The organism is uncultured Marixanthomonas sp. (assembly GCF_963974425.1).
In the GTDB taxonomy this organism is placed as follows: Bacteria; Bacteroidota; Bacteroidia; order Flavobacteriales; family Flavobacteriaceae; genus Marixanthomonas.
The window spans coordinates 1-21,315 of sequence record NZ_CAXBCK010000018.1; the positions used below are offsets into that span (position 1 = coordinate 1).

The 21,315-nt window shown below is 36.0% G+C and carries 17 protein-coding genes; 8 read left to right on the forward strand and 9 right to left on the reverse strand.

Translation table 11 applies throughout. The features are described 5' to 3' along the window. Positions 1 to 125: 125 nt before the first annotated feature. Positions 126 to 737, forward strand: coding sequence for a M15 family metallopeptidase (locus tag AACZ92_RS06745; protein ID WP_339698785.1), 612 nt, complete (start codon positions 126 to 128; stop codon positions 735 to 737). Here AACZ92_RS06745 and AACZ92_RS06750 read toward each other — a convergent pair. After that, positions 730 to 1,665 (reverse strand): mechanosensitive ion channel family protein, encoded by a 936-nt coding sequence (locus AACZ92_RS06750; protein WP_339698788.1) that lies wholly within the window; start codon positions 1,663 to 1,665, stop codon positions 730 to 732. The two genes, AACZ92_RS06745 and AACZ92_RS06750, sit on opposite strands and share 8 nt — an antisense overlap. Before the next feature lie 6 nt (positions 1,666 to 1,671). Then, a complete protein-coding gene (locus tag AACZ92_RS06755) occupies positions 1,672 to 4,494 on the reverse strand; it encodes a pitrilysin family protein (RefSeq protein WP_339698791.1) in 2,823 nt (940 codons plus the stop codon). A 124-nt stretch (positions 4,495 to 4,618) separates the two neighbouring features. Between AACZ92_RS06755 and AACZ92_RS06760 the strand changes: the two genes are divergently transcribed. The 4 genes from AACZ92_RS06760 to AACZ92_RS06775 are packed head-to-tail and all read left to right on the forward strand — an operon-like array spanning position 4,619 to position 7,298. Beyond that, complete coding sequence (locus AACZ92_RS06760) at positions 4,619 to 4,897, forward strand: DUF3817 domain-containing protein (protein WP_339698794.1); 279 nt, start codon at positions 4,619 to 4,621, stop codon at positions 4,895 to 4,897. Continuing rightward, positions 4,897 to 6,180: a mechanosensitive ion channel domain-containing protein gene (locus AACZ92_RS06765; protein ID WP_339698798.1), complete on the forward strand. Its 1,284-nt coding sequence runs from the start codon at positions 4,897 to 4,899 to the stop codon at positions 6,178 to 6,180. The genes AACZ92_RS06760 and AACZ92_RS06765 overlap by 1 nt, the downstream gene beginning before the upstream one ends. Before the next feature lie 41 nt (positions 6,181 to 6,221). Continuing rightward, the gene (locus AACZ92_RS06770) at positions 6,222 to 6,587 is read left to right on the forward strand and encodes a hypothetical protein (protein ID WP_339698801.1); all 366 of its coding nucleotides are present in this window, start codon (positions 6,222 to 6,224) and stop codon (positions 6,585 to 6,587) included. A gap of 3 nt (positions 6,588 to 6,590) precedes the next feature. Beyond that, complete coding sequence (locus tag AACZ92_RS06775; RefSeq protein ID WP_339698954.1) at positions 6,591 to 7,298, forward strand: endonuclease/exonuclease/phosphatase family protein; 708 nt, start codon at positions 6,591 to 6,593, stop codon at positions 7,296 to 7,298. 10 nt (positions 7,299 to 7,308) lie between these two features. Here the strand turns inward: AACZ92_RS06775 and AACZ92_RS06780 are convergent, their stop codons facing one another. Both AACZ92_RS06780 and AACZ92_RS06785 read right to left on the reverse strand, forming a co-directional pair. Further along, on the reverse strand, positions 7,309 to 7,698 hold the full coding sequence (locus AACZ92_RS06780) for a hotdog domain-containing protein (RefSeq protein ID WP_339698804.1): 390 nt from the start codon (positions 7,696 to 7,698) through the stop codon (positions 7,309 to 7,311). Beyond that, a complete protein-coding gene (locus AACZ92_RS06785; RefSeq protein WP_339698808.1) occupies positions 7,698 to 8,585 on the reverse strand; it encodes a DUF72 domain-containing protein in 888 nt (295 codons plus the stop codon). The genes AACZ92_RS06780 and AACZ92_RS06785 overlap by 1 nt, the downstream gene beginning before the upstream one ends. A gap of 127 nt (positions 8,586 to 8,712) precedes the next feature. On the opposite strand from AACZ92_RS06785, the gene AACZ92_RS06790 reads away from it, so the two are divergent. Together AACZ92_RS06790 and AACZ92_RS06795 are read left to right on the forward strand one after the other, a co-directional pair. Then, positions 8,713 to 9,447 carry an outer membrane lipoprotein-sorting protein gene (locus tag AACZ92_RS06790; RefSeq protein WP_339698811.1) on the forward strand — a complete coding sequence of 245 codons (735 nt, stop codon included), beginning with the start codon at positions 8,713 to 8,715 and terminating at the stop codon, positions 9,445 to 9,447. Between the two features lie 80 nt (positions 9,448 to 9,527). Next, positions 9,528 to 12,620 (forward strand): hypothetical protein, encoded by a 3,093-nt coding sequence (locus tag AACZ92_RS06795; protein WP_339698814.1) that lies wholly within the window; start codon positions 9,528 to 9,530, stop codon positions 12,618 to 12,620. Between the two features lie 54 nt (positions 12,621 to 12,674). Here the strand turns inward: AACZ92_RS06795 and AACZ92_RS06800 are convergent, their stop codons facing one another. Further along, complete coding sequence (locus tag AACZ92_RS06800; protein ID WP_339698817.1) at positions 12,675 to 14,036, reverse strand: NAD-dependent succinate-semialdehyde dehydrogenase; 1,362 nt, start codon at positions 14,034 to 14,036, stop codon at positions 12,675 to 12,677. A gap of 155 nt (positions 14,037 to 14,191) precedes the next feature. Here AACZ92_RS06800 and AACZ92_RS06805 point away from each other — a divergent pair, with 155 nt between their 5' ends. Further along, on the forward strand, positions 14,192 to 14,596 hold the full coding sequence (locus AACZ92_RS06805) for a glyoxalase (RefSeq protein WP_339698820.1): 405 nt from the start codon (positions 14,192 to 14,194) through the stop codon (positions 14,594 to 14,596). Between the two features lie 64 nt (positions 14,597 to 14,660). On the opposite strand, the gene rpsA is transcribed toward AACZ92_RS06805, so the two are convergent. The 4 genes from rpsA to lon all read right to left on the reverse strand — a co-directional run bounded on the left by rpsA (position 14,661) and on the right by lon (position 21,148). Continuing rightward, positions 14,661 to 16,538, reverse strand: coding sequence for a 30S ribosomal protein S1 (gene rpsA / locus AACZ92_RS06810; RefSeq protein WP_339698823.1), 1,878 nt, complete (start codon positions 16,536 to 16,538; stop codon positions 14,661 to 14,663). A gap of 295 nt (positions 16,539 to 16,833) precedes the next feature. Beyond that, positions 16,834 to 17,529 (reverse strand): (d)CMP kinase, encoded by a 696-nt coding sequence (cmk, locus tag AACZ92_RS06815; RefSeq protein WP_339698826.1) that lies wholly within the window; start codon positions 17,527 to 17,529, stop codon positions 16,834 to 16,836. Beyond that, positions 17,529 to 18,551 carry a type IX secretion system protein PorQ gene (gene porQ / locus AACZ92_RS06820; RefSeq protein ID WP_339698829.1) on the reverse strand — a complete coding sequence of 341 codons (1,023 nt, stop codon included), beginning with the start codon at positions 18,549 to 18,551 and terminating at the stop codon, positions 17,529 to 17,531. The genes cmk and porQ overlap by 1 nt, the downstream gene beginning before the upstream one ends. A 146-nt stretch (positions 18,552 to 18,697) precedes the next feature. Further along, entirely contained in the window at positions 18,698 to 21,148 is a 2,451-nt protein-coding gene (gene lon, locus AACZ92_RS06825; protein ID WP_339698832.1) for an endopeptidase La, read from the reverse strand. Positions 21,149 to 21,315 lie beyond the last annotated feature (167 nt).

Sequence of the window (21,315 nt, forward strand, 5' to 3'; positions counted from 1 at the left end):
ATCAGCGCAACTTTATCGTTTAAATTTTTCATATAATTTGTTTTTTCCAAAGTTACAAAGCCACGCTACCAATTGTTATTAATTTATCCTTAAATTTGAATACCATCTTCAGCAAATTCTTCTAAATGTATCGTCAAGTATTTTTGTTATTAATTCTTTCTATATTTTCTTCGGAAATGAGCGCTCAAAACAAATTAATTGATATTTCAGAACTATCTACCGAGTTTGATTATGACGTGCGCTATGCTACTGAAAATAATTTTATTGGTGAAGTTTTATACGATTGTGCCAAATGTCTATTAGTAAAGGAAGTTTCTGAAGCTTTAGTGAAAGCCAACCAATATTTCTGTGAAATAGGGTACAAAATAAAACTTTACGACTGCTATCGCCCCTTGGATGTGCAGAAACAAATGTGGGCAAAAGTGCCGCGAGCAACTTATGTTGCTAATCCATATGATGGTGCATCGGTGCACAATCGTGGTGCCGCTGTGGATATCACATTAGTGACCTTAGAAGGCTGTTATGTAGAAATGGGCAGCGATTACGATTATTTTGGCCGCGAAGCGCATATTGATAATTATAATTTTTCTGAAGAAATTCTCGCCAACCGAAAATTGCTTATCGAAGGAATGCGCAAACATGGTTTTAAAACCATTAGAACCGAATGGTGGCATTACGGGTATCAAAAAAACTGGCAATACCCTGTTTTAAACGAGCCACTGCCTTGCTCTAATTAGGATTTTTACCCTCAGTAAGTAAATCTCTAGGGTCTTTCCGAACACGTAATGGAATATCTTCTTCATTACCATACAATTTAAGCTCAGTAATATCGGCAGGTAAATTAAATCCTTTCTGTTCTAGGGCTTGTTTCACTTGTTGAATAATTTGTCCTCGCAAAACCCGAGAAGCTTTTCTATAGTCAATGGTATGCACCCAAAACAGTACTTTTAAGTTTACCGTACTGGTTGCTAATTCAGACTCAATTACAAAGTTATCGTGTGTGTCATTGTGTACTATTTCTTTATTGGTATCCAATATTTCTTGAATAATAGATTTCGCGGATTCAATATCGTCTTCATATCCAATTCCCACAGTAAAATCAACACGATAAAAGCCATCGGCTGTATAGTTTTCAACCGGCTTGGTCAACACATCACTATTTGGAATGTAAATATCACGACCATCTGTTGTTTTTACGTGGGTATAGCGAAAATTAAGCGCTTTTACCCTGCCAAAATGCGTATCGACCATAATGGTATCATTAATATTAAACGGCCTGTTAAACGCTAAAATAATTCCCGCCAGAAAGTTTTTTCCAATATCTTGAAAGGCAAATCCTAAAATGATAGCTGCTCCTCCAGCCGCAGTTAAAATACCCGTTGCAATTCCTCCTAAACCTGCCACGTCTAGGGCTATCATTATTGCCACAAGGCTTAATACAATTTTTAAAGCCTGTGCCAGAAAACGTGCCATTAAAGGATCTTCAGCTTTATGAAGAAATCGTCTTTTAAATAAGTTTGTGATTAATTGAGCTATTAATATCCCAGCTACCACTATAAATATGCCTAAAGCAATACGTGGCAGTACGGTTAAAAAATGGTCGTAATATCCCTCTACTGCATTCGATATTGTTTCAGTAGCTGATGGTTCTTGCGTTAAAAACATATTTCTTTATTTAACCGGGTTTCCGTGAATGTCCAGCTCGATTACTTTTTTACCTAACTTTTTCACTTCTTCAAATTGTGTGGCCTTATCACCTACTACAACATAGGTCATCTCACCTTCTTTTATGTACTTATTGATGATATTTTTAAAGTCTTCCATATTCATATTCATTAACAACTCTTGCTCTTTATTAATGTAATCTTCCGGTTTCCCATATTTATCTATCTGAGTTAAGAGCCCTAATTTAGCATTTAATGACTCGTAAGCTCGAGTATTTTGTTTTATTACTTTATTCTGAGTCAATTCAACATCTTCTTTAGTAAAACCAGGACCATACTCTTTTACCATATTTTCTATGATCTCTAAAGAAGGCAACGTGGCATTAGACCGAACACTAGTACTAATAGTAAATGGTGCTGTTTCATTACGTGATGGAATATATGAATACGCGCCATATGTATAGCCTTTTTCAATTCTCAAGGTTTGAAAAAGCCTTCCGCTTGAACCACCTCCTAAAATTTCATTGGCAAAATCAAGCTTCGTGTAATCATCATTATTAGCTGAAAGAGCTGGCAAACCGGCATAAATTACAGATTGCTTAGAATTGGGAACATCGATAAAATATAAATTCCCTTCAGAGTTATTTTCTGAAATTTCTTCGGAAGGAATTGTTACCTCTTCTCCTTTCCATTTTTCAGAAAGCGAAGACAATGCTTCTGTTACTCGTTGTTTTTCAATATTACCAACTACTTTAAATGTAGCTCCATTAGGGGAAAGATGTTTATAAAATTCTTTTACATCAGCCAATGAAATATTATTAGCTGTTTCTAATGTCCCTTCTGACGGAACTGCATACATATTTCCATCTCCATAAATTAATTTGTTAAAGTTAATAGATGCAATAGCTTGTGGGTTTGCTTCCCTACCTTTTAAAGATGTCACTAACTCCTGCTTAAGACGGTTAAATTCTTTTTCATCCCATCTAGGCTGTAATAACATTTCTTCAACTAGTTTAATAGTTTCTTCAAAATTGCGAGTCAAGCTATTTCCGTAGATATTAATTTCTTCTAAACCACCACGAATGGAAATACTAGAGCCTAATAAGCCAATTGCTTCTTCAAGCTCAGCAGACGTTTTGGTTTTTGTACCTTCATTCATCAAATCGGCAGTGAGCATCGCCAAACCTGCTTTATTGTCTGGATCTAAGCTATGGCCTCCAGGAAAACTAATTGAAAAGTTTACTAATGGTAATTCATTATTTTCAATTCCCAATACTTTCATACCGTTATCCATATTTGCTTTCCAAACTTCAGGCATCACAAATAGAGGTGCTTCTCCAAAAGCAGGTTCAGAACGATCATATTTTGAAGGTGTTTTTTCATATTCTGCTTCTTCTCCTTGGGCAACTTCTTCACTGGCATCCATTGTGGTTACCTTTTCTTCCCAAACACTTGCTTCTTTAGCACCAGATACTGCCAAATCTGGGGAGTCTTTGGGAACAACACTTGTCATTACATAGTTTTTCCCTTTTATGTATTCATTATACACGCGCATTACATCGGCACGATTTATTTTTTGGTATAACTTTGCTCGTTTGGTTATATATCCTGGGTCCCCACCAAATTCATTATCCTGCACTAATTGAAACGCTTTATTAAGCACTGTTGCAACTCCAGAATATAATTGGGTTTCTAGTTCAGCTTTTATTCTTTGTAGTTCTGTATCTTCAAATCCATTAGCTTCAAAATCTTGTAATCCTTTTTCAATTGCTTTTTTCACTTCATCTAAATCTACACCCTCGTTAGCACGGGCACGAATGACGAACTCTCCAGCTAACTCTGAACTACTGTTGTATGAACTCACATTAGGCGCCAATTTCCCTTCTTCTACAACTGTTCTATATAAAGGCGACTTACGGCTTCCGCTCAATAATTGACCCAATACATCCAATGCGTATTCGTCTTTATTATAACCTTCTACTGTAGGATATACCATACGAAGCTCTGGTAGTTTTGCGAAATTGTCTTTAAAATATAAAGATTTGCTTTCGCTCAATGTTACGGGCATTGCCTTTAAAGCCTCTACTTCTGGACCACGTGGTATTTCACCAAACCACTTTTTTACTAATTCTTTTGTGTTAGCGATGTCAATATCTCCTGCAATTACTAAGGATGCGTTAGCTGCGCCGTAATACTTGTTATAGAATTCTTTTACATCTTCTAATGTCGCTGCTTGCAAATCTGGAAGTGACCCAATTACTGTCCAACTGTAAGGATGTCCTTCTGGATATAAGTTTTTACGGATAATTTCATCTGTATAACCATACGGTGCGTTATCAACACGTTGTCTTTTTTCATTTTTAACCACTTGCTTTTCACGCTCTAAAGCGGCTTTTGTTACTGTGTTAATCATGTAGCCAAACCGGTCGCTATCGATCCATAATATTTTTTCAAAAGCATCTTTTGGCACTACTTCATAGTACACGGTTCCATCACTCCACGTTCCACCATTTCGGCTACCGCCCCACTCAGGAATCATTTTACGGTTGGCCCCTACTGGAACATTTTCAGAATCGTTAAAAGACATATGTTCAAAAAAATGTGCAAACCCTGTTTTTCCTGGTTTTTCACGATTAGACCCTACATGCATCATAGTTGCTACTGCTACAATAGGTTCACTTTTATCAACGTGGAGGATTACTTCTAAGCCATTGTCTAGGGTAAATTTTTCGTAATCGATAGAAAATTCAGTTGCAGCTTTATCCTGAGCCTGAACAGTACTAAAAACTAAAGCAATAAATAAGAAAGAAAGAACTGATGAAAATTTCATAATACGTATGTGTTTTTTTGGTGTGGTAATAAGTAGCATTTTCTTGAAATCACTACTAAAAAATGGGTATTAAAAATACTAAAACTATACTTTGATACCGTATCTTTGCACAAAAATTTTGACAATGGATATTTCAACTAAATCCTTTAAAATAATCAGCGCGCTTGAAGCCATATCGTTTCTAGTTTTGTTAGGTATTGCAATGCCTTTAAAATACATTTGGGATATGCCTCAAATGGTAAAAATCGTTGGAATGGCCCACGGTGTTTTATTTATTCTTTATATTATTGGTGCTTATTTTATGAAAGAAAAACTAAAATGGTCGTGGGGAACTTTAGGCATCGTCATGTTATGTTCGGTACTTCCCTTTGGACCTTTTTACGCAGAACGTAAGTATTTATAATGAACCAAGAAACCATAAAATATTACCTTTGTTTGCTGCAAAACTATTTTGTCAATTCTGGGATGAATGAAGATTTGGCAATATTCTTAAATGCAATGATCAACTCCATTGTACTTACCTTTGTGGTTACCTTGATTGATATTTTTGTTAGAAAATTTATTGTTCAAATATTTAAAGCATTTAGCGATAAAACAAAGTCTACTTTTGATGATTTTCTTATAAAAAGTAACTTTCCACGTTTTGTAGCTCATTTTTTTCCTGTGGTTATCGTTTGGTACACCACGCCAATAATTTTTGCTGAATATCCAATTATTTCGAAATTTCTACTTCGGATAATAGATGTGTATCTAATTATTCTGTCAGTTCTTGTTTTCCGAAGTATTTTAAAGACCACCCGAAGTTACTTAGAACACAAACCCCGTTTTCACGATAAACCTCTACAAAGTTACCAGCAGGTATTAATGATATTTGGTTGGGGCATTGGCATTTTCTTTATCATCAATATTTTAACGGGATACTCCATTTTTAGCCTTGCGACATTAGGAGCGGCATCTGCAGTACTGTTGCTTATTTTTAAGGACACTATTTTAGGGTTTGTGGCCAGTATTCAAGTTTCAGTAAACGATATTGTGCGTATTGGCGACTGGATAACCTTCAGTAAATATGGAGCAGATGGTTATGTTACCGAAATAAGCCTTGCAACCGTTACCGTTCAAAATTTTGATCATACGTTTACTACTATTCCTACGTACAGTTTAATTTCAGACTCGTTTCAAAACTGGCGTGGAATGCAACAGTCTGCCGGAAGACGTATTAAACGTTCTTTATTTATTAAACAAACTTCGGTTAAATTTTTATCCTCTGAAGAAATTGAAGAGTTAAAGAAAATTCAGCTTATTAAACCATATATTGAACATCGCGAGCGAGACGTTCAAAAATATAACCACAATACTGAGGCTGATAAGTCAGTTCTATTAAATGGTCGCAACCAAACTAATTTAGGAATTTTCAGAAAATACGCCGATGCGTTTCTACATGAGAATCCTGCTATCAATAAAGATTTGTTTCTAATGGTGCGTCATTTAGCACCTACCGATCGTGGTATTCCTATTGAAGTATTCTGTTTTAGTTATGACAAGCGTTGGGAAAATTACGAACATATTCAAGCCGATATTTTTGATCACCTAATTGCGGCAATTCCTTACTTTGGCTTGGAGCTTTTTGAAATCCCTTCAGGAAAAGATATTTCTCAAATTTCTACTAAATTGAATTCAAGTAACTAACAATCTATTATCTTTAAGGGAACAAACTATTTTTTCCCTTCATGAAATTAAAACCTGTACTTCAAATATTTGGTGGGTTAGCAATTGTTTTAACTCTAATTCCTTTAATTGCAATCGACTATTGGTGGATTAGAATATTCGATTTTCCTCATATTCAACTTACCATTTTAACATTTACAGCACTGATTACCTATTTTATGCGTTTCGAAATTAAACGTGTAGAAGACTATCTGTTTGCAATAGGGCTCGTTTGCTGTTTTATTTTTCAACTTACTAAAATATACCCTTACACCCCTTTTGCAGATTTTGAAGTATTAGAAGCTAAAAACAATAATCCTAAAAGGATAGTTTCACTATACACGGCAAATGTGTACCAGAAGAATAAAGAAAAAGAGAAACTTATTTAGGATATAAAAAAATTCAACGCCGACATTCTTTTATTTGTTGAAACTAATACTGGTTGGAAAGAAAAAATTGATACTGATATTTCTGAAGAATATAAATATAAGGTAGCAGTCCCTTTAGATAACACCTATGGAATGCTGCTTTATTCTAAATTTAAGTTAATAGAACCGCAAGTAAAATATTTGGTTGATAAAGACATCCCGTCAATTCATACACAAGTTTTATTACCTTCAAATGACACCATACAGCTATACACCATACACCCAACGCCGCCTATGCCGCAACACAACCCAAAATCTTCTGACAGAGATGCAGAAATGATGAAAATAGCAAATTTGAGTAGACAATCTGAATATCCAGTTCTTGTAATTGGAGATTTTAACGATGTTGCCTGGTCTGCAACTACATCACTTTTTTATAATGTTGCCGAATTGTTGGACATTCGTAAAGGACGTGGGTTTTATAATACGTTCGATGCAAAAAGCTTTATTATGCGTTGGCCGTTAGATCATATTTTTATTTCAAGTGAATTTAGATCTTTAGAAGTTTCGTTAGGTAGCGATATCAATTCAGATCATTTTCCTACCTATACTAAATTGAGTTTTGAACCTGAAAACGCTGCAGAACAACAACCCAAAAAACCCACTCAAGATCAATTAGAGCGTGCTAAAGAACAAGCAAATGGAGTCCAAAAAGTAGAACTAGATATGTAGCAGTTTACTTTTAATTTTCCAACCGGTCTTTTACAAACTCTATTTCTTTTTTGCCGTGTGGTTTTGGCTTTCCGTTTTCATCTAAACTTACCATAATTATTGTGTCGATGGTAATTATTACTTCACGGGTCATTTTATTACGTACTTCACAAGCAAGTGTTAACGAAGAAGTCCCAAATTTTACAGCCTCTAGACCTATTTCAACAATATCACCTTTTTTTGCTGAGCTTCGAAAATTAATCTCACTCATAAATTTGGTTACCGTTTTTGGGTTTTCTAGTTGGATAATGGCATACAAGGCCGATTCTTCATCGATCCACTCTAACAACCGGCCACCAAATAAGGTGCCATTTGGGTTTAAATCTTCAGGTTTTATCCATTTACGGGTATGAAAGTTCATTAAAATAAGGTTTTAGTTTTATCCATTTTTGGAATTTTTACATCGGTACCAAAGCGCTCATTAGCCTTCTCAATAAAATAAGCTGAAAGTAGAGGCGATGCTTTTTCTATGTTTTGGTGTACAAAAAAGTAGATATTCTGTAAGCCTTGATCAACCCATTCTTCTAGTCTATCAAGCCAATCATCCAAACGCGTATAATCACTTTCGTGGTTAGAGCCGTTATATCGAATAAAAGCACTGTCGGTGGTCATTCGCATATGTAGTAAATCTCGTCGTCCAGCAGAATCTACTATAATGTTTGTAACATCATTCTTTTCAAGTATATCATACAATTCCTCTGAAACAGCTTCGTCATTAAACCAATCGGTATGCCGAAACTCCATAGCAATGCGCATATCCTTAGGTATCGCTTTAAAAAATGGGTCTAACCTATCCATATTGGTAGGTTTAAAGTTATTGTGTGTTTGCACAAAAGCCATTTCCAGCTTTTCTTTCAGGTTAGAAGCATTTAATAGATAATCGTTCAAATAACCTTCAAAATCATTTAATCGCTTCCAGTGCGAAACTCCTTGAAAAAACTTCGGAAAAAAACGAAAATCAGACGGTGTTTTTTCGTACCATCCTGCAAAAACATCAGCCGGGAAAATTCTATAAAAAGTAGCATTCAATTCAATACTATTAAATTGTCTAGAATAATATTCCAGCTCATCTTTTGTTCCTCTTGGGTAGAATCCTTTTAAATCGGCCCGGTTCCATTTGGCGCAACCTACATATAAGTTGGGTGTGGAAACAGGTTTATAATTAGAAAGCGTTTTTTTCGTATCTGGATGAACTTCAGGTAATGTAAAATCTATTTTTGAGGGGTCGTCAACTTTACCAAATTTCATAACATCTATCTTTTAGAGTAAAGATACGGGTTTTGTAACTTTTTTCTTCTGAAAAAAAATTCAATATATTGTAACATAATCATTAAAAAAGTGTCTTACTTTTACAATAAACCATAACATATACAACATGAAAACTGCAAAAACACTATTCATCGCTTTATTGCTTGTTACTGTAGCTCCTATTTCGGCTCAAACAGCAGATGAAATTATTGATAACTATTTTGAAACAACTGGAGGTAAAGATAATTGGAGCAATCTGGAAGCCATTAAAATTTCTGGAAGTGTAAATGCTCAAGGAATGGAAATTCCTGTGGATGTTATCCAAACCAAAGATGGAGAACAATTAGTAACTATCAACTTTCAAGGTCAAGAAATTAAACAAATGGCTTTTGATGGTGAAACACTTTGGACTACAAATATGATGACGATGCAAGCTGAAAAAAGTGATGCTGAAATGAATCAAAACATGAAACAGCAAGCTAAGAAGGACTTTCCTTCTCCATTTTTCAACTACAAAGAAAAAGGCTATACGGTAGAAGCTATGGGCAAGGAAACGATTGAAGGTACTGAAACCTATAAGCTTAGATTAACCAAAGAACCAATGATGGTCGATGGCGAAGAGGTTCCAAATGTAACGTATTACTTTTTTGAAACTGAAAATTTTGTTCCTATTGCGACTCAAAATGAAGTTCAACAAGGTCCTATGAAAGGACAAACTGTAACAAACTCTATGAGTGATTATCAAGAAGTGGATGGTTTGTATTTCCCTTTTGATATGGGAATTTCTGGCCAAAACCTTAAAGTAAAAGATATTACGCTAAACCCAGAAACCAATGAGGGAATGTTTGCTTTCCCTGAATAATTTAATAGTACAACTTAAAAATCCCCGCTCGACGGGGATTTTTTATTCCACATTGTAATTCACTTCAAAAAAACCAACTCATGAAAAAATTACTGTACACCTTATTAGTATTAGCTCTTTTGCCGATTTCAATTTCAGCGCAAGAAACCGCTTTAAAAGGAAAAGAATTATTTGGCGATATGGAAGCTCGCCATATAGGCCCCGCACTAATGAGCGGTCGTATTAATGATATTGAAATGCACCCAACAAATACCCGTATCATATACATTGGTACTGCCGGTGGTGGTGTTTGGAAATCAAATGATGGAGGAGCTACGTTCTCCCCTATTTTTGACGAACACGTGCAATCTATTGGAGTAGTGACATTAGATCCAAAGGACCCCGATCAAACTATTTGGGTGGGTACCGGTGAAACATGGACTCGAAATTCGGTTTCTGTTGGCGATGGATTGTTTAGATCAACAGATGGTGGAACTAACTGGAAAGAGATTCCTGGTTTTGAAAATAGTGAGCGAATTGCTTCCGTAGTTATTAACCCTAATAATACCGATGAAGTATTTGTAGGGGTTTTAGGTGCATTATGGAGTGATAGCGAAGACCGCGGTGTTTATAAAACAACCGATGGCGGAAAAACATGGAATAAAATTTTATACGTTGGCCCCTCAACCGGAGCAGCAGATGTAATTATGGATCCTAAAAACCCTAATGTATTATATGCTTCTATGTGGCAGTTTAAACGTACGGGATGGAGCTTTAATTCGGGTGGTAAAAACAGTGCCTTATACAAATCTACCGACAGCGGGAAAACGTGGAATAAAATACATAATGGTTTTCCTGAAGGCGATTTAGGTAGAATTGCCATTGCAGTTGCTCCAAGTGAAAATAACATTTTGTATTCGGTACTGGAAACTGAAGAAAAAGATAAAAACGGACTTTGGAAATCTACTGATGCCGGAAAAAGTTGGGAACATTTAAACAATGATTTTGGGTTAACCGTTCGCCCTTTTTACTTTTCGCGTATTACTGTTGATCCTAAAAACCCTGATATTGTTGTAAAAGGTGGTCTTACCGGTTCTATAAGCCGGGATGGTGGTAAAACGTTCAAAAATTTAGGGAATATGCACAGTGATATTCACGATATCACATTCCATATAAATGATAGCGATATTATGTATTCAGCTACCGATGGCGGTCTGTACCGCTCTTGGAATGGTGGTTCCGTATTTGAAATTGTTGAAGATTTGCCACTTTCACAATTTTATCACATAAGTACTGACGATGCCGAACCTTATAATGTGTATGGTGGTTTACAAGATAATGGAAGCTGGTACGGCCCATCTTCTTCTCCAGGTGGTGTAAATGCTCGTGACTGGAATAGTGTGGGTTACGGCGACGGATTTAGAGTATTAAAACACCCAACCAAAAACATTATTTATTCTGAAATGCAAGGGGCTCAAAATGTTTGGCGTTATGATGTAGGCAGAAATAGAACTCGAACCATCCAACCGTTGCCTAAAAAAGGAGATGCTGAATTACGCTTTAACTGGAATGCTCCAATGGCAGTAAGTACTCACGCTCCAGACCGCTTTTATATGGGAAGCCAATTTGTACATAAAAGTGAAGATATGGGCGAAACGTGGCAGATTATTTCTCCAGATTTAACCACGAATGATCCTGATAAACAAGATCAATCAGAATCTGGAGGGCTTTCTGTAGATAATAGCGGAGCTGAAAACCACACAACTATTTTTACAATTGCAGAATCTCCTTTAGATGAAAACATTATCTGGGTAGGAACTGACGATGGAAATGTACAAGTAACAACCGATGGTGGAAAAAACTGGAACAACGTTTCTGAAAATTTAACGGGTATTCCAGCCAATACTTGGGTATATCATATTGAAGCGAGTGTACATGAAAAAGGAACAGCTTATGCCGTTTTTGAAGGACATACAACTGGTGATATGAAACCATACGCATTGAAAACTACAGATTACGGTAAAACTTGGAAGTCGATTGTTTCAGAAGATATTCAAGAGAATGCTTTTGTTCGAAATATTCAAGAAGATAATGAAAATGAAGATTTACTGTTTTTAGGCACTGAAATGGGATTATATGTTACTATAGATGGAGGCAAAAACTGGTCACAATTTACCAATAACATGCCACCCGTAGCTGTTCATTTTATCGATATGCAAAAACAAACTAACGACATTGTTATGGGTACCCACGGACGCGGTGTTATTATAATAGATGATATAAGTCCATTACGTCAACTTACCCCATCTATTTTAGAAGAAGACGTTCACTTTTTTGATTCGGAAGCTTTTACTATGCCAGAAGACAGTGGCTTTAGCGGTAGTTTTGGAACTGAAACACAATTTGTAGGCGGCAATAAACCAACTTCAGCTAGGATAGCTTACTATTTGAAGAAGAGACATACCTTCGGAAAAATGGAAATGGAAATCCAAGATATGAAAGGAAACAAAATAGCCTCCCTTTCTCCTGGAAAATCAAAAGGCATCAATATTGTAAACTGGAATTATACGAGTTCTATTCCAAAAATGGCAGCTGGAAAAACACTTTCATACGGAGGTTTTACAGCACCTCGAGTACCAGCAGGAACATACAACGTAGTATTGACAAAAGGCAAAGACACCTACGAGACTACAATAGATGTAAAATATGATGAAAAATCCTTAACTACATTAGCTGAACGTAAAGAGCAAGAGCAATTAACAACACAACTATTTAATATGGTTGAAGATTTAGCATATATGGTGTATGAATTAGGCGAATTGCAAACCAAAGCTAATTCAGTAATTGAAAACAATCCTAAAGGTAAAAAAGATGCTCAAAAACTGTATGACGCATTAGAAAAACTTCGGAAAGACTTAGTGATTACCACCGGTGACAACTATGTCACTTCCGCTGAGCCAGAATTGAGAGAACGGATGGCAGATTTATACTCGAGTATTGCAGGTACTTTTAGTCGGGTAACAGCATCTCAAAAGCAAAATTTAGAGTTAATTTCTGAAGAGTTTGCTGAGGCTAAAAAGCGTTATCAAAAGATTAAAAATAAAGAAGGTGAAAAATTCATGAAATTCATAGAAAAGAATGAGATTGAAAAGCCAACCATCAAAACCAAAGAAGAATTTCTTTCTAAAAAATAACTAAACAATACTCTTTAAAAAAGCTCGCAATTAAATTGCGAGCTTTTTTTTGTTTTATTTATTTATATAAACGGTTTTTCTATTTACAAACTCTGTAATTCCGTGGTTGCTTAACTCGCGCCCATACCCGCTATTTTTAACACCTCCAAAAGGTAAACGCGGATCACTTTTCACCAATTCATTTATAAATACAGCACCTTCATTAAAACGATACGCTATTTTTTCAGTAGCTTCAGTGTCTTTAGAAAAGAGAGAAACTCCTAAACCAAATTTTGAGTTATTGGAAAGTTCAATGGCTTCATCAACCGTTTTAAAGGTGGTAACAGATAATGCAGGACCAAAGGTTTCTTCCTTAAACATAGTCATTTCAGGAGAAACATTACTCACTACAGTTGGTTCGAAATAAGCGTTTTGCCGCTTTCCTCCTATTTCCAGTTTTGCACCAGCTTTTACAGATTTTTCAACCTGTTCTTCTAAATCTTTCGCTAAATCTTCTCGTGCCAACGTACCAATAAAGGTTTCTTCATCTACAGGGTCACCGCTTTTCAATTCCCGTACTTTTATTACTAGCTTTTCAATAAATTCTTCTGAAATTGATTCGTCTACCAATAACCGTTTTCCGGCAATACAACTTTGTCCAGTATTTTGAAAACGAGCCTGTACACAGGTATCGATTGTTTTATCTATATCGCAATCTTTTAAAACGACTAAAGCATTGTTACCACCTAATTCTAAGACTGTTTTTTTTATATTTTTCCCAGCCGTAGCTGCTACTTCAGAGCCAGCAGGACCGCTACCCGTTAAGGTTACGGCTTTTACAATGGGGCTTTCTATAATTTCTTCAATAGCATCACTTCCCACTTTTAAAGTAGTAAAACAGTGGTCTGGGAATCCAGCTCGTTTAAATACTTTTTCAATGTTTAGCGCATTTCCGAAGACATTGGAAGCGTGTTTCAACACCCCAATATTACCAGCCATTAAAGCTGGTGCTGCAAAACGGAACACTTGCCAGAACGGGTAGTTCCAAGGCATGATGGCTAAAACTACTCCCATAGGCTCATAACTCACATAACTTTTATGGGCATCGGTTTTAATTATTTCATTTTTTAATTGTTCTTCTGCATTTTCGGCGTAATATTCGCAAACCCACGCACATTTTTCAACTTCGGCAATGGCTTGTTTTATGGGTTTCCCCATTTCCAAGGTCATATCCTTTGCATATTCTTCTTTATTATTTTTTAATTCAGAAGCGGCTGCCAACATTAATTTTTTTCGTTCTGCAAATGAGGTTTCTCGCCACGAATAAAACCGTTTATCGGCTTTTGTTAAAATATCTTGAATTTCGGGTTTGGTGTGTGTTTTGTAAGATTTTATTTCAGCACCATTATATGGATTTATAGAAGTTTTTGTTGCCATCTTTTTCTTTTAAAAGTACCGAAAAGACTATAGACAAAGGGACGGATTAAGACGATTTTAACGGCAAACAACTGTTGAAAAGCCGTTTATAACTATGTGTTGTTTCAGAAAAAAGAGGCTTTTAAAATGTATAATTTTAGTAAAACCCAATTATTATGGAAACTAGAGACGAAGTTTTATTGCAATTACGACCCGAAATTCCTTCGGCAACATTCAATGACCAAATGAGTGATGCAGAGTATTTTCAGAACAATACCTTGCGCCCCGTTGTGAAGCTTCAGAAAAATTTATTATTGGCAGCTTTCAGAAATTATGTTCGAAAACATAAAAATGTGTTTTATGATCTTTCGGTTGAAAAACGGATGGATTATATTGATAATGCTATACACAAGGACATGAAGTTTCGGAATTCTTTAAAAGGAATGGTCATTGGCCAATTTACTTTGTACGAATACGAAACGTACATTAATGACTCTTCTGCTTTAAATAAACGAATGATGAATATTGTTATCGAGCGTTTAAAGAGCAATGTGCAACTGTTAGAACCAGAATTTGCATAAACTATAATCAATAAAAAAAGCCCTTCATCTCTGAAGGGCTTTACTTTTATAACGAAATGAAGGCTTATTTACCGCTCATTTTGTCTTTCAATTCTTGAAGTTTAGAATTTGCATCACCAAGAGTCGTTTTAGAGTCTTCGGATTGTGCGGCTTGTTTTTTAGCAGCATCTTTTACAATCTTAGCTTCTTCTTCTTTATGGATAACCATATGTGAAACTACCACTTTCTTGAATTCTTTGTTGAACTCAATAATTTGGAATTCTGCTTCTTCACCTTTTTGAAGATCTGTTCCATCTTCTTTTTCTAAGTGACGTTTTGGTACAAATGCTGTGATGTCGTCGTTAAACTCGATCGTTGCTCCTTTGTCTACTATTTCGTCAATCTTAGCAGTGTGCTTAGTTCCTACAGCAAACTCACCTTCGTACTTATCCCAAGGGTTGTCTTCTGTTTGTTTGTGGCCTAAACTTAACTTGCGTCCTTCAACATCTAATTCAAGAACAACAACGTCTAATTCAGCTCCAATTTCAGTAAATTCACTTGGGTGCTTGATTTTCTTAGTCCAAGAAAGATCGCTAATGTAAATTAATCCATCAATTCCTTCTTCTAATTCAACAAATACACCAAAGTTTGTAAAGTTACGTACAATACCTGTGTGTCTAGAACCTACAGGATATTTAGTTGTAATATCAGTCCATGGATCTGGTGTTAATTGCTTAATACCAAGAGACATTTTACGGTCTTCTTTGTCCATAGTTAGGATTTGAGCTTCAACCTCATCACCAACATTTACGAAATCCTGCGCGCTACGTAAGTGTGTAGACCAAGACATTTCGCTAACGTGGATTAACCCTTCAACGCCTTCAGCAACTTCAATAAATGCACCGTAGTCTGCAATAACAACTACTTTACCTTTTACGTTATCACCTACTTTAAGGTCGTCTCCAAGAGCATCCCATGGGTGAGCTTTTAATTGCTTAAGACCTAATTGGATACGTGTTTTATCCTCATCAAAGTCAAGAATTACAACGTTCAATTTCTGGTCAAGGTCCACAATCTCGTTCGGGTGGTTGATACGAGACCAAGAAAGGTCTGTAATGTGTACCAATCCGTCAACACCTCCAAGGTCAACAAATACACCGTATGAAGTAATGTTTTTAACAACACCTTCCAGTACTTGTCCTTTTTCAAGCTGCCCGATAATTTCTTTTTTCTGTTCTTCGATATCCGCTTCGATAAGTGCTTTATGCGAAACAACAACGTTTTTAAATTCGTGGTTGATTTTCACAACTTTGAATTCCATTGTTTTTCCTACATATGCATCGTAATCACGAATTGGCTTCACATCTATTTGTGAACCTGGTAAGAAAGCTTCGATACCGAATACATCTACAATCATACCACCTTTAGTACGGCATTTAACATAACCGTTAACAATAGTAGCATCATCATGAGCATCATTAACACGCTCCCAAGCTTTAATAGTTCTAGCCTTACGGTGAGAAAGAATTAATTGTCCTGTACTGTCTTCACGTACATCGATCAATACTTCTACTTTGTCACCAACTTTAAGGTCTGGATTGTAACGAAACTCGTTTAAAGAGATTACACCTTCACTTTTCGCATTGATGTCGATAATAGCATCACGATCTGTAATATAAACTACTTCTCCTTCTACTACTTCATCATCTAATGTGTCAACAAAGTTTTCAGTAACTAATTTTTCAAACTCTTCTAACTTACCGTCATCGATTGGGTCAATACCCTCTTCGTAGTTATGCCAGTTGAATTCTTCTAAAAATTGTTTAGGATCTCTTTGCTTTAAAGAAAGTTCTTCTTGAGGTTTTTGAGTTTCCTCAGTAGCTTTTTGTTCTGCAACAGCTACATCTTCTTGTTTTTCTGCAGCTTTTTCTTTTGCTGCATCTTTGTTTGCTTTATCAGCCATTTAATATAATGTTTGTGAAATTCATTTTAAAAGATTCTGAATTTCAACAATTTGTATTCTGTGTTGTTACAAGAAGTTACCGCGACCATCCCACAGAAGGATTTAGATTAAATTTTATCATTCCTTTTATTCTTGCCTCGTCGCTAAAAGGAGTGCAAAATTACTGTTTTTCTTTTGATAATCAAAGTGTTTTGAAAAGAAAGTGGTAGGTGTTATGCATTCGATACTTTCCTCCTATCGTCGGGACACTCAGGCACCGTGAAAATGAGATTTCTCCTAAGGTGGAAATGACAAATTAAACCCTTCCGGCTATTCGGTCTTTGGCTAATTGCAGAATAATGTGAAATTGATCTTCCAAGTTCATTTCACTGTTGTCAATTTCAATAGCATCATCTGCTTTTCGTAAAGGAGAATCTTTACGGGTAGTATCTATATGGTCGCGTTCCTGAACGTTTTTTAAAACATCTTTAAATGTAACTTGGTCACCACGTTCGGTAAGCTCATCGTACCTTCGTTTCGCGCGTTGTTCTGCGGAAGCGTTCATAAAGATTTTCAGTTCGGCTTTGGGTAAGACAATGGTGCCAATATCGCGACCATCCATTACAACGCCTTTTTCAGACCCCATTCGTTGCTGTTGTTCTACTAGTTTTTTTCGCACTTCGGAAACGGTGGCGATTGGACTTACAAATTCTGAAACATCTAAAGTCCTTATTTCGCTTTCTACATTTTTTCCGTTAAGGAATATTTCAGCTTTTGCTGTAGGACTGCTTTTTTTGAATTCTAAATGAATTTCTGATAGTTTTTTGATAAGTGCTTTCTTATCAAATTTTTCTTCAGAAATAAAACCATTTTCCATAGCGTACAACGTTACGGCACGATACATTGCGCCAGTATCGATATACACATATTCCAACCAATCTGCCAACTGCTTGGCAACTGTACTTTTTCCGGTGGATGAGTAGCCGTCTATGGCAATGGTAATTTTATGCATTATTGTAAGTCTATATTGAGTCCGAAAGTACTCGTTGAAGCCGCCAAACTATATTGTGAATACGAATAACTCAGCCGCAATTTATTCAGTTTTAAAGAAAATCCAGCGCTTAACCCAGCAAAGGCTCTTTGTTCTATTATTCGAAGTTCTTCTCCCCTACGTAAATTATAGCCTAACCGAATATTAAAACCTCCTTTGGGAAAAAGTTCAATCCCAACGATCATATGGCGGAATGCATTATCAATAAAGTTGATTTTTTCACCTGTAGAATTTCCCTCTAAATCTGTTTCATCACGATTGGGGTTGGCAAAGGCTACATTCCATCGTTGCATATTCTCTAAGGTAAAATGCCACCTTATAGGTATATTTTTAAGGGTTTGTGATATTCCGAAGATTAACTCAAAAGGGAGTTTTTCGTAGGTTTCGTGGTAGGGAGTAATTTGTGTCCCTATGTTTCTAGCGACTCCAGTAATGTGTAAGTCCCAATCTTCATAGAAATACATAACACCAATATCGGTAGCTACTCCAAAAGAGCTGTACTGTTCTAATTTAGAGGATATAAATTTTACATTGGCTCCTACATAAAAATCAGTAAACGCAATATTTCGAGCGTGACCAAAAGACAAGGCTACTTCGCCCCCACTAAAACTATTGGTTGCATTTCCTTGTTCATCATATCCGTCAAACTTTCCGTAGTTAATATAAGTAACCCCTGCATTAATTACTTGTGTACGGCGATCCCAAGCATAAGCATAGGCTGCTGTTCCGTAATTTACATCACCTATATAATTGGCATAATTAAGAGAGAATTGATTATCCATCGCTGGATTAATCGCCGCCGGGTTAAAAAGTGCTTGCGTAGGGTCGTAATCGTAATTTGTTATTGTCTTTCCTCCTAAAGCTGCTTGACGAGGGGAATTTACCAAATTTAAAAACTGATAGGTTGAACGCCCACCTACTTGCGCCACAGCAGTAGTTGATAGTAAAATTGTAAATACTAAGAAGTAAACCTTTTGGTTCATGTACAGTAGTTAGCTTTTTCTATACCTTTTAACGACTGCAATATTAATTTATTTTTAAACCGAATAAAAGGTTTTCAAATATAGATATAATTTACCCCTTGAAAAACCTATATTATGAATGGATTTATCAAGGGGTATTAATTATTTTAAAGCTTCTTAGCGTTCTTAACCTTTTGTTTGGTAAGTGCTAAATCTAGTACATCGCTCATATCTTTTACGTAATGAAACGTCAACCCTTTTAAGTATTCAGCTTTAATTTCATCTATATCACGCTTATTATCTTCACACAATAAAATTTCTTTAATGTGAGCACGCTTAGCAGCTAATATTTTTTCTTTAATTCCACCAACGGGAAGTACTTTTCCACGTAATGTAATTTCACCAGTCATCGCAATGCTTTTCTTTACTTTACGTTGCGTAAACAAGGAAACTAACGAGGTTAGCATCGTTATACCTGCACTTGGCCCATCTTTAGGGGTAGCTCCTTCTGGAACGTGTACGTGCACATTGTATTTCTCGAAAATATCTGGCGAAATGCCTAATTCTTCAGCATTAGACTTTATATATTCCAACGCAATGGTTGCTGATTCTTTCATCACCTTACCAAGGTTTCCAGTCATATTTAACTGTCCTTTCCCTTTAGAAAGTGTGGATTCAATAAATAATATATCGCCACCAACACGCGTCCAAGCCAATCCAGTAACCACTCCAGCTACGTCATTATTTTCGTACTTGTTTCGTTCTAATTTTGGGCTTCCTAATGCGTCAACTACAATTTCATTGGTTACTTTTTTCTCATACTCTTCGTCCATTGCAATTTTCATTGCAGCATAACGAACCATTTTAGCAATTTGCTTTTCTAAGCTACGAACACCACTTTCACGAGTGTACCCTTCTACTATTTTTTCTAATTGCTTTTTACCAATTTTTAGGTCGTCTTTTGTAAGACCGTGTTCTTCCAATTGTTTTGGTAATAAGTGTCGTTTTGCAATTTCAACTTTTTCTTCGACGGTGTAACCCGTAACATTAATTATTTCCATACGGTCACGAAGCGCTGGTTGTATGGTGCTTAAGCTATTTGAAGTAGCGATAAACATCACTTTAGACAAATCATAGCCTAACTCTAAGAAATTATCATAAAAAGAATTGTTCTGTTCTGGGTCTAAAACTTCTAACATGGCCGAAGAAGGATCTCCTTGGCTTCCTATTGAAAGTTTATCAATTTCATCTAAAACAAAAACTGGATTACTGGTTTCTGCTTTTTTAATGTTCTTAATGATACGTCCCGGCATAGCACCAATATAGGTTTTACGGTGTCCGCGTATTTCAGCTTCATCCCGTAAACCACCTAGCGACATTCTAACATATTCTCTACCCAAGGCTTCGGCGATTGATTTACCTAACGATGTTTTACCAACTCCCGGAGGTCCGTATAAACAAAGTATCGGTGATTTCATATCGTTCCGAAGTTTTAGAACCGCTAGATATTCAATAATTCGTTTTTTAACATCGTCTAAACCATAATGATCACGATCTAGAATTTTTCTCGCTCTTTTTAAGTCGAATTTATCCGTGCTAAATTCATTCCAAGGTAAGTCAAGTAACAAATCCAAATAGTTACTTTGAATGCTATATTCTGCAACTTGCGGATTCATACGTTGCAATTTGGTGATTTCTTTATCAAAATGCTCCTGTACTTCGTCTCCCCACTTTTTTGCTTTCGCCTTTTCGCGCATTTCTTGTATTTCAGCTTCATTGGAATTTCCTCCCAATTCTTCCTGAATGGTCTTCATTTGTTGTTGAAGAAAATACTCGCGCTGCTGTTGATTGATATCACTTTGTACCTTAGATTGAATGTCGTTACGCAATGATAGCTTCTGTAACTCAACATTCATATATTTAAGCGTCTCCATTGCACGCTCTTTAAGATCGTTCATTTCAAGCAAGCTCTGCTTTTCTTTAACTGAAATGTTCAAGTTTGAAGAAACAAAGTTTATTAAGAATGAATTGCTTTCAATGTTTTTAATAGCAAAAGCCGCCTCCGAAGGAATATTTGGACTTCCTTTTATAATTTCAAGGGCAATCTCTTTAATAGAATCAATAATTGCAGAAAACTCTTCGCTTTCTTTAGCAGGTTTTGCTTCTTTAACTTCCCGAATGGTGGCCGTCATATACGGTTCGGTAGTAATTACCTCTGTGGTTTCAAAGCGTTTTTTACCTTGTATGATTACGGTTGTATTTCCGTCAGGCATTTTTAAAACCCTAAGAATTTTTGCAACGGTACCAACGGTGTTTATTTCGTTTAAATTAGGATCCTCAACTTCTTCATCCTTTTGAGAAACAACTCCAATGGTTTTACTGCCTTTATTGGTTTCATTTATTAATTTGATCGATTTATCGCGTCCAGCAGTAATAGGAACTACTACTCCAGGGAATAAAACTGTATTGCGAAGCGGAAGAATAGGAAGTATTTCCGGTAATTCTTCTTTATTCATTGCATCTTCGTCTTCAGCCGTCATTAAAGGGATTAACTCGGCATCTTGCTCTAATTCTTGCAATGACAAACTGTCTAATGTTTTAACTTTTGAATGGGCCATATACTATTTTAAGACATTGTGTCACTAAAAAAGGTGCACAATAGCTGTTTTTAAATAATTCTTTATACTTGTTTTTATGGAAACCAAGTGCTTAGCGTTATGCCTATCGGTCTCTAAACTATAATATTCAATAGTTATGCCAATACAAGCTATATTTTTACCCTTCT

What these genes read in the sequence shown, in the direction of transcription:
- AACZ92_RS06805 (WP_339698820.1), top strand. Translation starts at nt 14,192, where the DNA reads ATGGAAACTAGAGACGAAGTTTTATTGCAATTACGACCCGAAATTCCT.
- AACZ92_RS06780 (WP_339698804.1), bottom strand. Translation starts at nt 7,698, where the DNA reads ATGAACTTTCATACCCGTAAATGGATAAAACCTGAAGATTTAAACCCA.
- rpsA (WP_339698823.1), bottom strand. Translation starts at nt 16,538, where the DNA reads ATGGCTGATAAAGCAAACAAAGATGCAGCAAAAGAAAAAGCTGCAGAA.
- lon (WP_339698832.1), bottom strand. Translation starts at nt 21,148, where the DNA reads ATGGCCCATTCAAAAGTTAAAACATTAGACAGTTTGTCATTGCAAGAA.
- AACZ92_RS06790 (WP_339698811.1), top strand. Translation starts at nt 8,713, where the DNA reads ATGAAAACTGCAAAAACACTATTCATCGCTTTATTGCTTGTTACTGTA.
- cmk (WP_339698826.1), bottom strand. Translation starts at nt 17,529, where the DNA reads ATGCATAAAATTACCATTGCCATAGACGGCTACTCATCCACCGGAAAA.
- AACZ92_RS06750 (WP_339698788.1), bottom strand. Translation starts at nt 1,665, where the DNA reads ATGTTTTTAACGCAAGAACCATCAGCTACTGAAACAATATCGAATGCA.
- AACZ92_RS06785 (WP_339698808.1), bottom strand. Translation starts at nt 8,585, where the DNA reads ATGAAATTTGGTAAAGTTGACGACCCCTCAAAAATAGATTTTACATTA.
- AACZ92_RS06755 (WP_339698791.1), bottom strand. Translation starts at nt 4,494, where the DNA reads ATGAAATTTTCATCAGTTCTTTCTTTCTTATTTATTGCTTTAGTTTTT.
- AACZ92_RS06795 (WP_339698814.1), top strand. Translation starts at nt 9,528, where the DNA reads ATGAAAAAATTACTGTACACCTTATTAGTATTAGCTCTTTTGCCGATT.
- AACZ92_RS06770 (WP_339698801.1), top strand. Translation starts at nt 6,222, where the DNA reads ATGAAATTAAAACCTGTACTTCAAATATTTGGTGGGTTAGCAATTGTT.
- porQ (WP_339698829.1), bottom strand. Translation starts at nt 18,551, where the DNA reads ATGAACCAAAAGGTTTACTTCTTAGTATTTACAATTTTACTATCAACT.
- AACZ92_RS06800 (WP_339698817.1), bottom strand. Translation starts at nt 14,036, where the DNA reads ATGGCAACAAAAACTTCTATAAATCCATATAATGGTGCTGAAATAAAA.
- AACZ92_RS06745 (WP_339698785.1), top strand. Translation starts at nt 126, where the DNA reads ATGTATCGTCAAGTATTTTTGTTATTAATTCTTTCTATATTTTCTTCG.
- AACZ92_RS06765 (WP_339698798.1), top strand. Translation starts at nt 4,897, where the DNA reads ATGAACCAAGAAACCATAAAATATTACCTTTGTTTGCTGCAAAACTAT.
- AACZ92_RS06760 (WP_339698794.1), top strand. Translation starts at nt 4,619, where the DNA reads ATGGATATTTCAACTAAATCCTTTAAAATAATCAGCGCGCTTGAAGCC.